This window comes from Streptomyces sp. NPDC048111 (assembly GCF_043202815.1).
Taxonomy (GTDB): domain Bacteria; phylum Actinomycetota; class Actinomycetes; order Streptomycetales; family Streptomycetaceae; genus Streptomyces.
In genome coordinates, this window is the sequence record NZ_JBIDBD010000010.1 from 136,680 (window position 1) to 150,904 (window position 14,225).

9 protein-coding genes are annotated in these 14,225 nt (G+C 73.6%); 8 read left to right on the plus strand and 1 reads right to left on the minus strand.

From position 1 onward, the window contains the following. Nucleotides 1-60: 60 nt before the first annotated feature. The 8 genes from ACGF3I_RS18850 to galE all read left to right on the plus strand — a co-directional run bounded on the left by ACGF3I_RS18850 (nucleotide 61) and on the right by galE (nucleotide 12,602). Entirely contained in the window at nucleotides 61-1,413 is a 1,353-nt protein-coding gene (locus tag ACGF3I_RS18850) for a hypothetical protein (RefSeq protein WP_393133384.1), read from the plus strand. Nucleotides 1,414-1,546: 133 nt separating this feature from the next. Then, nucleotides 1,547-2,326, plus strand: a complete 780-nt coding sequence (locus ACGF3I_RS18855) for a TIGR03936 family radical SAM-associated protein (RefSeq protein WP_393133386.1) — start codon at nucleotides 1,547-1,549, stop codon at nucleotides 2,324-2,326. A gap of 238 nt (nucleotides 2,327-2,564) precedes the next feature. After that, nucleotides 2,565-6,644 (plus strand): Rne/Rng family ribonuclease, encoded by a 4,080-nt coding sequence (locus ACGF3I_RS18860; RefSeq protein WP_393133388.1) that lies wholly within the window; start codon nucleotides 2,565-2,567, stop codon nucleotides 6,642-6,644. 345 nt (nucleotides 6,645-6,989) lie between these two features. After that, nucleotides 6,990-7,310: a 50S ribosomal protein L21 gene (gene rplU / locus ACGF3I_RS18865; RefSeq protein ID WP_018846647.1), complete on the plus strand. Its 321-nt coding sequence runs from the start codon at nucleotides 6,990-6,992 to the stop codon at nucleotides 7,308-7,310. A gap of 14 nt (nucleotides 7,311-7,324) precedes the next feature. Next, nucleotides 7,325-7,579, plus strand: a complete 255-nt coding sequence (rpmA, locus tag ACGF3I_RS18870; RefSeq protein WP_189964347.1) for a 50S ribosomal protein L27 — start codon at nucleotides 7,325-7,327, stop codon at nucleotides 7,577-7,579. A 143-nt stretch (nucleotides 7,580-7,722) separates the two neighbouring features. Further along, entirely contained in the window at nucleotides 7,723-9,162 is a 1,440-nt protein-coding gene (gene obgE / locus ACGF3I_RS18875) for a GTPase ObgE (RefSeq protein WP_393133390.1), read from the plus strand. Between the two features lie 805 nt (nucleotides 9,163-9,967). Then, nucleotides 9,968-11,605, plus strand: a complete 1,638-nt coding sequence (locus ACGF3I_RS18880; protein WP_393133392.1) for a glycosyltransferase family 2 protein — start codon at nucleotides 9,968-9,970, stop codon at nucleotides 11,603-11,605. Nucleotides 11,606-11,621: 16 nt separating this feature from the next. Further along, the gene (gene galE / locus ACGF3I_RS18885) at nucleotides 11,622-12,602 is read left to right on the plus strand and encodes a UDP-glucose 4-epimerase GalE (RefSeq protein WP_393133393.1); all 981 of its coding nucleotides are present in this window, start codon (nucleotides 11,622-11,624) and stop codon (nucleotides 12,600-12,602) included. A 73-nt stretch (nucleotides 12,603-12,675) separates the two neighbouring features. On the opposite strand, the gene ACGF3I_RS18890 is transcribed toward galE, so the two are convergent. After that, entirely contained in the window at nucleotides 12,676-14,199 is a 1,524-nt protein-coding gene (locus ACGF3I_RS18890; RefSeq protein WP_393133394.1) for a DUF6056 family protein, read from the minus strand. Nucleotides 14,200-14,225 lie beyond the last annotated feature (26 nt).

A 14,225-nucleotide genomic window follows, 5' to 3' on the forward strand; every position in this document is an offset into this window, starting at 1 on the left:
CCTGATCACGAAGGGCCTCCTGACGCAACGTCAGGAGGCCCTTCGTGCGTCCTTGTCCGCATGGAGAACCGGCCCGCCCCGCGCGACCCCGAAGGCTGCCTCACCGTCGCGATCCGCGTCCCGGTACGCATCGTGGTGCTGGTCCTGGTCGTCCCCGTCCGCATGGTCTGGGACGTGATCGCGCTCGGCGCGAAGGCCCTGCGCCGGGTCGTCCTGGTGCCGCTGTGGCGAGGCCTCGTGGTGATCCCGTCCGAGTGGACGTACCGCCACGTCCTGACCCCGCTCGTCCGGGCAACTGCCGTGCTGGCGCGGGCGGTTGGGGCCGCGGTGTGTGCCGTGGGCCGGGGTGTCGCATGGGCCTGGGTGAACCTGGTCGTGGCTCCGGCGGCGTGGGCGGCGGTGCATCTGGTGGCCGTTCCGGTGGCGTGGGTGTGGGTGCATCTGATCGTGCGGCCGGCGGCTTGGGTATGGGTGCAGCTGATTGCGCGGCCGGTGGCGTGGGTGGCGGTGAACCTGGTGGCCGTTCCGGTGGCCTGGGTGTGGGTGAACCTGATCGTTCGGCCGGTGGTGTGGGTCGCGGTCAACCTGGTGGCCGTTCCAGTGGCGTGGGTCGCGGTCCATCTCGTCGCGGCTCCGCTGGTCTGGCTGTGGCGGCAGGTGCTCCGGCCGTTCGGGCGGGCCCTCGGGCGCGGCGGTCGGCTCGCCCGCGCCGGGGTCGGGTGGGTGCTGAAGGCGTTCTTCGTCAGGGCGCCCGCCCTGCTGTGGCGACGGGTCCTCGCACCGCTGCTGCGCTACGGACTGGTCGTCCCGGCCGCCCTGCTCCACCGATGGGTGCTCGCTCCGGTCGGCCGGGGCATCGCCTCGGCCGCCGCGCTCGCCGCCGCCGGGTGCGCCGCGCTGGTGCGGGGACTGGCCGCACTGGCCGTGCTGCTGCTGGTGGTACCGGCGGTGTGGGTGCTGCGCCGGGTGCTGGCGCCGATCGGGCGCGCTCTGGTCGTCGTCGTGGTCGTCGTCCTGCGCGAGGTCCAACACGCCGTCCAACACGCCTGGCGCATCGCCGGATTCCTCACCCGCGCCGTCGGCCGGGCGCTGGCCCGGATCGCCCGCACGCTCATCGTCCGGCCGCTGCGCTGGGCCTACACCAGGGTCCTCACGCCGGCCGGGCACTGGGTGCGGGACGCGGTCCTGCGGCCCGCCGGACGGGCCGCGCGCGAGGCGGGCCGCGCCGTGCGACAGGCGCTCGCGACGGCCCGCGAGAGCGTACGCACGGCCCGGCAGGAGGCCTGGCGGGCCCTGGTCGGCGGGCCGCCCCGGGAACGGGCCGGGCACCGGGCGCGTACTCTGGGTAGTACAACTACTGCCTCCGGCGCGGTGCCCGCCCCCGAGATCTCCCTTCGCAAGCCGCGGGGATGAGCCGGGTGGCGCACCGGCCGTGACCGGAGGGGCCCCCACAGGACGGTGGGCGGCGCTCACCGCGCCCGCCCCGCACCGAGGAGAAGAACCACTGGGCAAGCGACAGCCCGAAGGCCCGCCGCCCGCACCCGCGGTGCAGCGCATTCGCCTGCGCTACACCAAGCGCGGCCGCCTCCGGTTCACCAGCCACCGCGACTTCCAGCGCGCCTTCGAGCGGGCCCTGCGCCGCGCCGAGGTGCCGATGGCCTACTCGGCGGGCTTCACCCCGCACCCCAAGGTCTCGTACGCCAACGCCGCACCCACCGGTGTCGGCTCCGAGGCCGAGTACCTGGAGATCGCCCTCACCGCGCAGCGCGACCCCGACACCCTGCGCGCCCTGCTCGACGAGTCGCTGCCCACCGGGCTCGACATCGTCGACGCGGTCGAGGCCCGTACCTCGGGCCTGGCCGACCGGCTCACCGCCTCCGTCTGGGAGCTGCGCCTGGACGGCGTCACCCTCGACGAGGCCGCCAAGGCCGTCGAGACGTTCCTCGCCGCCGAGAGCGTCGAGGTGCAGCGCAAGACCAAGAACGGCATGCGCACCTTCGACACCAGAGGCGCGGTCGCCGAACTCCAGGCGCTTCCTCCACAGGCCGGTGGGCCTCTGGGCGACGCCTGTGCGATACTGCGCCTGGTAGTGCGGCACCTGACACCTGCCGTGCGACCCGACGACGTCCTGTCCGGTCTCCGAGCCGTGGCCGACCTGGCGCCGCCCGTCCCCGCTGCGGTGACCAGGCTGGCGCAGGGGCTCTTCGACGAGGAGTCCGGCACGGTGACAGACCCGCTCGCGCCCGACCGCGAGGCAGCCCCGGCCGCTCCACAAACAGCCGCCGGGACCGTCTCAGCGACGGCGCCGGAAGGTCCCGCCGCGTAAGGGCGGTCGTCGTAGCGCAGCCCTGGCACTCGGGAGCCACCTGGGTCGGGCGGCGCACAGACCTAAAAGACTTTCGCCAGGCCGTACGCACACCGCGTAGGGAACCGGCGAGCCAGACATAAACAGCTCCCGTGCGGCGCCCGCGCCCCGGACGGCGGCACCCGCGCACATCACGCGGGACGTGCCGCCGGACCGGAACAGGCGCGGCGCCCGGGAGCGTGACGGGAGCTACGCCCGCATGCTTGAGCAGAACGAGCCCGGTACCACCGGGGACAACGAACAGAACAGCCCCAGCGACACGCTGCCGCCGCGCCGCAGGCGCCGCGCCGCGTCCCGGCCCGCCGGGCCGCCGACGGGCGCGCAGGCCGAGGGCGCACAGCCCGAGGCCCCGGCCTCGGAGCCGGCCGCACCGGCCGCCGTGGAGGAGCCCGCCGAGGCTCCCGCGCCGCGTACTCGTCGTCGGGCGACGCGTAAGGCGACGGCTCCGGCTGGTGCGCCGCAGGTCGGCGAAGAGGTCGTGGAGGAGGCTCCGGCCGTGGTGGCCGAGGTGCCTGCCGTGGAGGAGGCCGTCGAGGCTCCCGCGCCGCGTACTCGTCGTCGGGCGACGCGTAAGGCGACGGCTCCGGCTGGTGCGCCGCAGGTCGCCGAGGAGATCGTGGAGGAGGCTCCGGCCGTGGTGGCCGAGGTGCCTGCCGTGGAGGAGGCCGTCGAGGCCCCTGCGCCGCGTACTCGTCGTCGTGCGACGCGTAAGGCGACGGCTCCGGCTGGTGCGCCGCAGGTCGCCGAGGAGATCGTGGAGGAGGCTCCGGCCGTGGTGGCCGAGGTGCCTGTCGCGGAGGAGGCCGCCGAGGCCCCTGCGCCGCGTACCCGCCGCCGTGCGACCCGTAAGGCGACCGCGCCGCAGACCACCGTCGCGGCCCCGGCCGTCGCCGAACTCGTCGAGGACGAAGAGTCCGACGAGACCGAAGCGGCCGAAGAGGCCGAGGAGACCGCCGTCGTCGCGGAGCCCGTCGAGGCCCCCGCGCCGCGCACCCGCCGCCGGGCCACCCGCCAGGTGAGCGCCCCCGCCGGCGCCCCCCGGGCCGCCGAGGAGCCCGCCCGCACCGAGGCCCCGGCCGCCGAGGCCCCGGTCGCCGAGACCCCCGCGGCCGAGGACGAGGCGCCCCGTGGTGGCCGCAGCCGCCGCCGCGCCGCCCGGCCCGTGTCGACCCCGCAGTTCACCCCGGTCGAGCCGGAGGCCAAGCCCGAGCCGAAGGCCGAGGAGCCCGCCACCGGCAGGTCCCGCCGTCGCGCCGCGCGCCCCGCCGTCGCCGTCTTCCAGGCGCCGGTCTTCACCGAGCCCATGTTCCAGACGCCCGAGACGGCGGCGGCCGCCGCTGCCGCCGCCCGCGTCGAGGAGCCCGAGGAGACCGACTCCGCGGCCGACGCCGCCGTGGAGCCGGCCGCCGAGTCCGCCGCCGAGCCCCAGGGCCGCTCGCGCCGTCGCCGCCGTCGTGGCGAGAGCGCCGAGCCGGTGCAGGAGCGGGTCGCCGAGGAGCCGGTCGAGGACAGCGTCGAGGAGGCCGCCGAGGCCGAGACCGACGCGGAGTCCGATGACACCGACGACGACCGCCCCTCGCGCCGTCGCCGCCGCGGTGGCCGTCGCCGTCGCCGGGGCGAGAGCGCCGAGGCGGACGACGCCGCCGATGAGCAGTCCGACGACCGGCCCGAGCAGTCCGGCCCGTCCGACCGGACCGAGGCCGCCGAGGCCGAGCCCGAGGCCGAGTCCGACGATGAGGACGACGAGGACGAGGACGGCACCCCCTCCGCCGCCGGAACCAGCAGCAGCCGTCGCCGGCGCCGCCGCCGCCGTCGCTCCGGCGACGCGGGCCCCGAGGCCGAGCAGGGCGGCGACGACCCGGAGCGCACCGTCGTCAAGGTCCGCGAGCCGCGCCCGGCCCGCGAGCGCGCCGAGTCCGCCTCCACCTCCTCCGACGAGGTCCAGTCCATCAAGGGCTCGACGCGTCTCGAGGCCAAGAAGCAGCGCCGCCGCGAAGGCCGCGAGCAGGGCCGCCGCCGCGTCCCGATCATCACCGAGGCCGAGTTCCTGGCCCGCCGCGAGGCCGTCGAGCGCGTGATGGTCGTGCGGCAGAGCGGCGAGCGCACCCAGATCGGCGTCCTGGAAGACAACGTGCTCGTCGAGCACTACGTCAACAAGGAGCAGGCCACCTCGTACGTCGGCAACGTCTACCTGGGCAAGGTCCAGAACGTGCTGCCGTCCATGGAGGCCGCGTTCGTCGACATCGGCAAGGGCCGCAACGCCGTCCTGTACGCGGGCGAGGTCAACTTCGAGTCGCTCGGCATGGGCAACGGCCCGCGCCGCATCGAGGCCGCCCTCAAGTCCGGCCAGTCCGTGCTGGTCCAGGTCACCAAGGACCCGATCGGCCACAAGGGCGCCCGCCTGACCAGCCAGGTCTCGCTGCCGGGCCGCTACCTGGTCTACGTGCCCGAGGGCTCGATGACCGGCATCAGCCGCAAGCTGCCCGACACCGAGCGCGCGCGTCTGAAGACCATCCTCAAGAAGATCGTCCCCGAGGACGCGGGCGTCATCGTGCGCACCGCCGCCGAGGGCGCGAGCGAGGACGAGCTGCGCCGTGACGTCGAGCGCCTCCAGGCGCAGTGGGCCGACATCCAGAAGAAGGCCAACCAGATCTCGACGTCCTCGCCGTCGCTGCTCTACGGCGAGCCGGACATGACGGTCCGGGTCGTCCGCGACATCTTCAACGAGGACTTCTCCAAGGTCATCGTCAGCGGTGACGAGGCGTGGGAGACCATCCACGGCTACGTCGCGCACGTCGCCCCCGACCTCACCGAGCGCCTCTCGCGCTGGACCAGCGAGGTCGACGTCTTCGCGACGTACCGGATCGACGAGCAGCTGGCCAAGGCACTCGACCGCAAGGTCTGGCTGCCCTCGGGCGGTTCGCTGGTGATCGACAAGACCGAGGCGATGATCGTCGTCGACGTCAACACCGGCAAGTTCACCGGCCAGGGCGGCAACCTCGAAGAGACCGTGACGAGGAACAACCTCGAAGCGGCCGAGGAGATCGTGCGCCAGCTGCGGCTGCGCGACCTCGGCGGCATCGTCGTCATCGACTTCATCGACATGGTCCTGGAGTCCAACCGCGACCTGGTCCTGCGCCGCCTGCTCGAATGCCTGGGCCGCGACCGCACCAAGCACCAGGTGGCGGAGGTCACCTCGCTCGGCCTGGTCCAGATGACCCGCAAGCGGGTCGGCCAGGGCCTGCTGGAGTCGTTCTCGGAGACCTGCGTCCACTGCAACGGGCGCGGCGTGATCGTGCACATGGAGCAGCCGACCGCGGTCGGCGGCGGTGCGGGCAAGCGCGGCAAGAAGCGCGGCCGCGGCGGTGCCGAGCACGACCAGCACACCCACGAGCACGAGGGCCACGAGGCCCTTGAGGCCGACGACATCGAGCCCGTCGAGGCCGTCGAGTCCGAGGCCGAGCTCGCCGCGGAGGTCGCCGCCCCGGTGGCGCTCGCCGAGCCCGCGTTCGTGCCCGACGAGGAGCTGTACGGCAGCGTCGCCGAGGCGGAGGCCGCGGCCCGCGGCGGACGCTCCCGGCGCCGCGCCACCCGCAAGGCCTCGGCCCCGGCCGGTGCGCCGCGCGCGGCGGCCGTCGAGTCCCCGGCCCCGGTGGCCGAGGAGCCCGCGGCCGAGCAGGCTCCGGCCGCGGTGACCGTCGCCTCGTTCATCGAGGACGACGCGCCGCGCGGCCGTACCCGCCGCCGCGCCACCCGCAAGGCGACCGCCCCCGCGGGCGCCCCGGCCTCGGCCGCCGCCGAGCCGGTGGTCGTCGTGACGGAGCCCGAGCCGAAGGCCGAGGAGGCCCCGGCGCAGACGCAGGAGCCGGTGGCCGAAAGCGCCGCGTCCGCCGTCGAGGAGGCGCCCGTCGCCGCCCCGCCGCGGGCCCGCCGCAGGGCGACCCGCAAGGCCACGGCTCCGGCGGGTTCGCCCACCGGCGCCGAGGACGCCGCGGTCGTCGTCGTGGTCGCCGCCCCGGCGGTCGAGCCGGCCCAGTCCGCCGGACCGGTCGAGTCGTCCGAGCCGGCTGAGTCGTCCGAGTCCGCCGAGGAGGCCGCACCGGCCAAGAAGGCGGCCCGCAAGACGGCGAAGAAGGCCACCGCCAAGAAGGCCGCCACGAAGAAGACGGCAGCCAAGAAGACCGCTGCGAAGAAGACGACCGCCAAGAAGGCCACGGCCAAGAAGACCGCGGCGGCCGAACAGCAGCAGTCCTCCGTCTCGGCGTCCACCGACAGCTGACCGACGGCTGACGGACCGCCCGCGCTCAATCGGCGTGCGTCCGGCGGCAGTTGGCTGACGTACGGCTCAGGAGCCCGCCCCCGTGACCACGGGGGCGGGCTTCGTCGTACCGGGCCGAACCCGGTCCGGATGTCGGGTGCGGCGGCGCGGTTTCGTCGCCGAGCAGTGCGGGTAATGACGCTGGTTTGACCCACCACGCCCGGCCCCGTAGCCTTGACCTTCGGCGTGTTTGTCTACGCGCCTGCCCCTGAGCACCTCACCTCCCGGTCCGCCGGGGGAGGCCGCCTGCGCTTCCGCGGGACGGCTGGCTTCAAGGGTTCCGTATCGAGCGAGAGAGAGATCCGCGTGTACGCCATCGTGCGCAGCGGTGGTCGCCAGCACAAGGTTGCTGTCGGCGACATCGTTGAGGTTGACAAGATTTCCACTGCCAAGGTTGGCGACACGGTCGAGCTCTCGACCCTGCTCGTTGTCGACGGCGACGCCGTGACCAGCGACCCGTGGGTGCTCGACGGCATCAAGGTCACCGCCGAGGTCGTGGACCACCACAAGGGTGCCAAGATCGACATCCTTCGGTACAAGAACAAGACCGGTTACCGCCGTCGCCAGGGCCACCGCCAGCAGTACACGGCGATCAAGGTCACCGGCATCCCCACGGCTGCGAAGTAAGGGACTGAGGAGACATGGCACACAAGAAGGGCGCATCGTCCACTCGGAACGGTCGCGACTCCAACGCTCAGCGGCTCGGTGTGAAGCGCTTCGGCGGTCAGACCGTGCTCGCCGGTGAGATCCTGGTCCGCCAGCGCGGCACCCACTTCCACCCGGGTGCGGGCGTCGGTCGCGGTGGCGACGACACCCTGTTCGCGCTGCTGCCCGGCGCGGTGCAGTTCGGCACCCACCGTGGCCGCAAGGTCGTGAACATCGTTCCGGTCGCCTGATCACTCAGGCACCGTAGAGCGGTTTCAGCGGAGGCGGACCTCACTTCCCTCACGGGGAAGCGGGTCCGCCTTTCGCGTGTTACTAGAGAGACATTCCCGTACTTTCCCTCAGTCTCGGCCGAGGGACTCAGGAGGCACATCCCATGACCACCTTCGTGGACCGCGTCGAGTTGCACGTCGCCGCGGGTAACGGAGGCCACGGCTGCGCCTCCGTCCACCGTGAGAAGTTCAAGCCGCTCGGCGGTCCGGACGGCGGCAACGGCGGCCGTGGCGGCGACGTCACCCTGGTCGTCGACCAGTCCGTGACCACGCTTCTCGAATACCACCACTCGCCGCACCGCAAGGCCACCAACGGCCAGCCCGGCGCCGGTGACAACCGCTCCGGCAAGGACGGCCAGGACCTGATCCTGCCCGTGCCCGACGGCACCGTCGTCCTCGACAAGCAGGGCAACGTGCTGGCCGACCTGGTCGGCGAGGGCACCACCTACATCGCGGGCCAGGGCGGCCGCGGCGGCCTCGGCAACGCGGCGCTGGCCTCCGCCCGCCGCAAGGCCCCCGGCTTCGCGCTGCTCGGCGTGCCCGGCGAGTCCGCCGACATCGTCCTGGAGCTCAAGACCGTCGCCGACGTGGCCCTGGTGGGCTACCCGAGCGCCGGAAAGTCCTCGCTGATCTCGGTGCTCTCGGCGGCCAAGCCGAAGATCGCGGACTACCCGTTCACGACCCTGGTCCCCAACCTCGGCGTGGTCACGGCCGGCTCGACCGTCTACACCATCGCGGACGTCCCCGGCCTGATCCCCGGCGCCAGCCAGGGCAAGGGCCTCGGCCTGGAATTCCTGCGCCACGTCGAGCGCTGCTCGGTCCTGGTGCACGTCCTGGACACCGCCACCCTGGAGTCCGACCGCGACCCGGTCTCCGACCTCGACATCATCGAGGAGGAGCTCGCGCAGTACGGCGGGCTAGACGACCGGCCCCGCATCGTCGTCCTCAACAAGATCGACATCCCGGACGGGCAGGACCTCGCGGACATGATCCGCCCCGACCTGGAGGCCCGCGGCTACCAGGTCTTCGAGGCCTCCGCCGTCGCCCGTACGGGTCTGAAGGAGCTGTCCTTCGCGCTGGCCGGGATCGTCGCCGAGGCGCGCGCCGCCAAGCCGAAGGAGGAGGCGACCCGAATCGTCATCCGGCCGAAGGCCGTCGACGACGCGGGCTTCACCGTCGCCTTCGACGAGGCGAACGAGGTCTACCGGGTGCGCGGCGAGAAGCCGGAGCGCTGGATCCGCCAGACCGACTTCAACAACGACGAGGCCGTCGGCTACCTCGCGGACCGCCTCAACCGCCTCGGCGTCGAGGAGGCCCTGATGAAGGCCGGCGCCCGCTCGGGCGACGGCGTGGCCATCGGCCCCGAGGAGAACGCGGTCGTCTTCGACTGGGAGCCGACGATGATGGCGGGCGCGGAGATGCTGGGCCGCCGCGGCGAGGACCACCGCATGGAGGCGCCGAGGCCTGCGGCGCAGCGGAGGCGGGATCGGGAGGCGGAGCGGGACGAGGCGGACCGCGAGTTCAAGGAATTCGGCCCGTTCTGACCCGTTCCCGCCTTGGGGTGCGGGGCGCCCTGTCGGGTGGGGTGCGGGTCGTGGTCGCTTTTTGCGCAGTTCCCCGCGCCCCTGGCGGTGCTGGGGGTGCCCGGGGTTTGCGCAGTTCCCCGCGCCCCCTCAACCCCGGCCGTCTGCGGACCGTGCTCGCTTCTCGCGCAGTTCCTCGCGCCCCTGGCAGGGTTGGTGCCGGCCCGCACGTGAATCCCGGCCCGCTTTGCGCAGTTCCCCGCGCCCCTGGACCCTCGGTCGTGTGCGGGTCGTGGTCGCTTCTCGCGCAGTTCCCCGCGCCCCTTAACTGCTCGGTGCTGGCCCGCACCGGGCATTTCAGCCCGTCCGGCGTTTGAGGACGAGCGCCCTTAAGGCGCGACAGGGGGGTGCAGGGGGCGAAGCCCCGCCGGGGTTCGAGGGGCGGAGCCCCTCAGGGGGTCTGGGGCGGAGCCCCAGGGCCAGGCACCCTCCAACCTCCTCCACGGGCGGGTGGGTGGGCAAACCCGCCGGGGTTCGAGGGGCGGAGCCCCTCGGGGGGTCTGGGGCGCAGCCCCAGGGAGCCGGGCCCTTCGACTCCCTGCACGGGCGGGTGGGTGGGACAGCCCGTTGGGGGTCTGGGGCGCAGCCCCAGGGCCCGGTGTCATCCAACCCGCTGCACGGGTGGGTGGGCGGGCAGCCCCCAGGGAGCCGGGCCAGCCAAGGGGTGGGCAAGCGCCCCTGGGGCGGGCCCCCAAGGCAGGGGGCCGGGCCTGTGAGGGGGCCGGGGCGTGGGCCCCGGGGGTTGGGGGTCCCGTAGGATTCCTGGGTGAGTCAGCGTGCTACCTCCCCGAACCCCAGCGCCAGCGCCAGCACCAGCGTCGTCGTCATCGCCTACAACGACGCCCACCTGGTCGAGGAGGCCGTACGGTCGGCGCTCGCACAGGGCCCCGCCGTCAGCGAGGTCGTAGCCGTCGACGACTGCTCGGACGACGGCACGGCCGACGTGCTGGACCGCCTCGCCGCCACCGAACCCCGCCTGCGCGTACTGCGCCGCACGACCAACAGCGGCGGCTGCGGAACCCCGCGCAACGACGGGATCGCCGCCGCCACCGCCCCGTACGTGATGTTCCTGGACAGCGACGACGTGCTGCCCCCCGGCGCCGTCCCCGCCCTGCTGGCCGCCGCCGAGGAACACGGCGCCGAGGTCACCGTCGGCCGCGCCGTGCGCCGTGAGCTGCCCGCCGGGCGCGACGTGCCCTGGCAGCCGGGTCTGTACGGGGAGGCGGCCGTGTACGAGTCGCCCGAGGCCGAACCGCGGTTGCTGCACGACACGCTCTGCGTGAACAAGCTCTACCGCCGCGACTTCCTGAGCGACCGTCAACTGCGGTTCCCCGACGGCAGGTTCACCTACGAGGACTTCGTCTTCACGGCCCGGGTGTACGCCGCGGCCCCCCGTGTCGCGGTGGTGCCCGACCTCGTCTACGTCTGGCACGTGCGCCGCGCCGCCGCCCAGGTGTCCATCTCGCTGGCCCGCGCCGACATCGCCAACTGGCAGGCCAGGATCGCCGCCCACACCCAGGCCGTCGAGGCGTTCCGGGCGGCCGACCGCAAGGCGCTCGCGGCGGCCTGCCGCACCAAGTTCGCCGACTACGACCTGTGTCTGTACCTGCGCGAGCTGAAGGTGCGCGACGCCGGCTACCGCGAACAGTGGTGGCAGCTGACCCGCGCCCACCTCGCCGGCTTCGAGCCCGCCGAACTGGCCGCCGCCGCGGCCCCGGCCCGCTGGCTCGCCCGGGTGGTGCTCGCCGGCGACGCCCCGCGCGACCTGGACCGGCTCTCCCAGCTCGCCGCCGACCCGGCCCGTCTGATCCCGCCGTACGCGAGCGCCGAGGGCGCCCCCGTCTGGGCGGACGACCTCCCCGTACCCCTGGACGGCCTCGACGCGCTGCCCGCCGACCGGCTGCCCGTCACCGTCGACGCGAAGCTCAGGGCCGCACGCCAGGGCGTCCTCACGCTGCGCGTGCGCGAACTGTACGGGCGGCTCGCCGCCACCGGCGCCCCGGTGAGCGCCGACGTCTCGTTCGTGCCCCGGGCCGGCGGCGAGAGCGTCCTGACCGTCACCGTGCCGCTCGGCCCCGCCGAGGACGGCTGGAGCGGCCGGGCCCCGGTGCCGCTCGCACGGCTCGCGGCCGGCGGCGGGCGCGGCACCCAGATCTGGGACCTGAGGGTCCGCCTGAACACCTCCCGGGGAACGGGCGCGCACACCGCGCTGCGGGCCCAGGCCGCCGGGCTGCGGCGCACGGCCGTCCCCGGCAGCCGGTACGGTGTTCTGCTGGTGCAGCCCTACCGGACGTCGAGCGGATCGCTCGCGGTGCGGCTCGCACCGGGAGTGCAGGGTGCCTTCGGGGTGGTCGGCGGGAAGCTGCGCAGACTGCTCCGGACGGCCCGGTCGAGGCAACGATGAGGACGTGGACGCGCATATGACTTTTCTGATCACTGGCGGCGCCGGGTACATCGGGTCCCATGTCGTGAGGGCCATGACGGCGGCCCAGGAGCGCGTCGTCGTCCTCGACGACCTCTCCACGGGCGACGCGGCCCGGCTGCCGCGGGGAGTGCCGCTGGTGGTCGGCTCCGTCCTGGACCGTGAGCTCGTCGACCGCACCCTGGCCGAGCACGCCGTGACCGGCGTCGTCCACCTCGCGGGCAAGAAGCAGGTCGGCGAGTCCGTCGAGATCCCGCTGCACTACTACCGGGAGAACGTGTTCGGCCTGACCGTGCTCCTGGAGGCCGTCGCCGCGGCGGGCGTGCGCACCTTCCTGTTCTCGTCCTCCGCGTCCGTCTACGGCATGCCGGACGTCGACCTCGTCACCGAGGACACCCCCTGCCTGCCGATGAGCCCGTACGGCGAGACCAAGCTGGCCGGTGAGTGGCTGGTGCGCGCGGCGGGCAAGGCGCACGGCATCGCCACCGGCTGCCTGCGCTACTTCAACGTGGCCGGCGCCGCGACGCCCGAGCTCTCCGACACCGGTGTCTTCAACCTCGTCCCGATGGTCTTCGAGAAGCTGGAGGACGGGCAGCCGCCGCGCGTCTTCGGCGACGACTACGCGACCCCCGACGGCACCTGCGTGCGCGACTACATCCACGTCGAGGACCTCGCCGACGCCCACCTGGCCGCCGCCCGCAAGCTCGCCGAGTCGGCGCGGGCCGGCCAGTACGGCGACCTGACGGTCAACATCGGCCGCGGCGAAGGCGTTTCGGTGCACGAGATGATCGCCCTGATCAACGAGATCAGCGGCCGGGGCATCGCCCCCGAGGTCCACCCGCGCCGCGCGGGCGACCCGGCGCGCGTGGTCGCCTCCGCCGACCGCATCGCCGCCGAGCTCGGCTGGAAGGCCCGCCACGACGTGCGCTCGATGATCTCCTCGGCGTGGGACGGCTGGCGCCACCACCGCGACGGCTGACCCGGCGGACCGTGTACGACGAAGGAGGGGCGCCCCCGGCCCGGGGGCGCCCCTCCTTCGTCGTGCGGCCCGGCTACGGGCGGTGGATGCGGTCCACGCCGTAGAACTTCGAGGTGCACTGGGCGACCCAGTCACGCTGGTAGTTCTTGGTGAAGAACGGCTCCGCGAGCGAACCGATGTACATCGGCTTGTACGCCACGTCCGTCTCGCCCTTGGCGATCTGGGAGCGGATCTTGGCGTTCTGCTTGTCCCAGGCGATGCTGCGGTACACCGTCGAGACGGCGAGCTTCTGCACCGGCGGAACCAGCGCCGCGGTCGCCGACAGGGCGAACGCGCCGACGAGGACCGTGGCGATCACCGGCGTCAGACGCGGCACGCGGCGCTCGGCGATCCGCCGGCCGGCCCAGTGGCCGAGCAGCACGCCGTAACCGCACAGCGCGATCACCAGCGGGATCATGAAGTTCATCCAGGTCCGCGCGTACGTCCAGCCCGTCGGGCCGTAGCCGCTGCGCAGCGCGTAGGCCACCAGCAGCGTGCACAGCGCCATCAGCGGCACCGGGAGCACGGCGATCACCCGCAGCATCACGGCCGGCGGGCGCGGGGTGGCCGGCGCCTCGCGGCGCGGCGCGAGCAGCGCCACCGCGAGGCCGAGGAGCAGGCCGACGGCGACGGCACCCAGGTAGATCCACTGGTGGAGGATCGTGTCCCAGATGTGGAAGTAGTCCTTGAGCACGTCGCCGACGCTCATCTCGGTCGGCGGCGTCTGCGCGCGGCGCCAGCGGGCGCCCGGCGAGGTGTACAGGAAGACCAGGCCGATGACGGCGGCCGCGCAGTACACCGCGGACCACGTGAACGGGTACCAGCTGCGCGCCACCTTCAACCGGGGCAGGCACACCAGGGCGGCCGTGCCGACCAGCACACAGCTGACCACGGTGAACGGCTCGCTGAGCGTGCCGATCGCGAAGCCGACCACCGCCGTCAGGACGAGGGCGGTGTTGCGCAGCGCGGGCCGGCCGGTGCGGAACGCCCAGATCCCGAACAGCAGCGCCCACAGCGCGATGATGAACGGCATCGTGTGCGAGATCGTCGCCGGGGTCCACAGCAGCACCTGGTAGGAGCGGGTGCCGGCGAAGAACAGCAGGGCTTCGAGGACCATCGCCACGGCGACGAGCAGCAGCAGCGGCGCGCGCGTGCCGAAGGCCCGCAGGATCTCGCGGCCCAGCAGGACCAGGCCCGCGCCCATGGTGATCACCAGGATCACCGGGAGCACCTTGATGCCGGCCAGGCCGTCGGAGTAGATGATCCCGCTCAGGAAGGCGTTGGTGACCCGCCCGTTCTGGGTGTTGTAGAAGTCGGAGGTTATGCCGAAGACGCCCATGTCCCGGGACTTCCAGGCGGCACACCAGTCGTCCGACGTCGGCCGGACGTACAGGCCGAGGAAGGAGCCGACGGCCAGGAGTATGCCGGAGGCGGCGGTGAGGATCCCCGCGGTCCACAGCAGGGCTCTTCGGGCCCCCGACCGCTCGGGGCGGTCCGCGACGGAGTGCGGCGCCGGGGCCGCGCTGTCGTCCGCGGCCACAGTGGTCGATGAGTTCATGATTCCAGGGGTTCGTCGGGACGGAC

Excerpts from the sequence above, each read along its gene's own strand:
- ACGF3I_RS18850 (WP_393133384.1), top strand. The coding sequence starts at position 61 with ATGGAGAACCGGCCCGCCCCGCGCGACCCCGAAGGCTGCCTCACCGTC.
- ACGF3I_RS18860 (WP_393133388.1), top strand. The coding sequence starts at position 2,565 with ATGCTTGAGCAGAACGAGCCCGGTACCACCGGGGACAACGAACAGAAC.
- rpmA (WP_189964347.1), top strand. The coding sequence starts at position 7,325 with ATGGCACACAAGAAGGGCGCATCGTCCACTCGGAACGGTCGCGACTCC.
- obgE (WP_393133390.1), top strand. The coding sequence starts at position 7,723 with ATGACCACCTTCGTGGACCGCGTCGAGTTGCACGTCGCCGCGGGTAAC.
- galE (WP_393133393.1), top strand. The coding sequence starts at position 11,622 with ATGACTTTTCTGATCACTGGCGGCGCCGGGTACATCGGGTCCCATGTC.
- ACGF3I_RS18890 (WP_393133394.1), bottom strand. The coding sequence starts at position 14,199 with ATGAACTCATCGACCACTGTGGCCGCGGACGACAGCGCGGCCCCGGCG.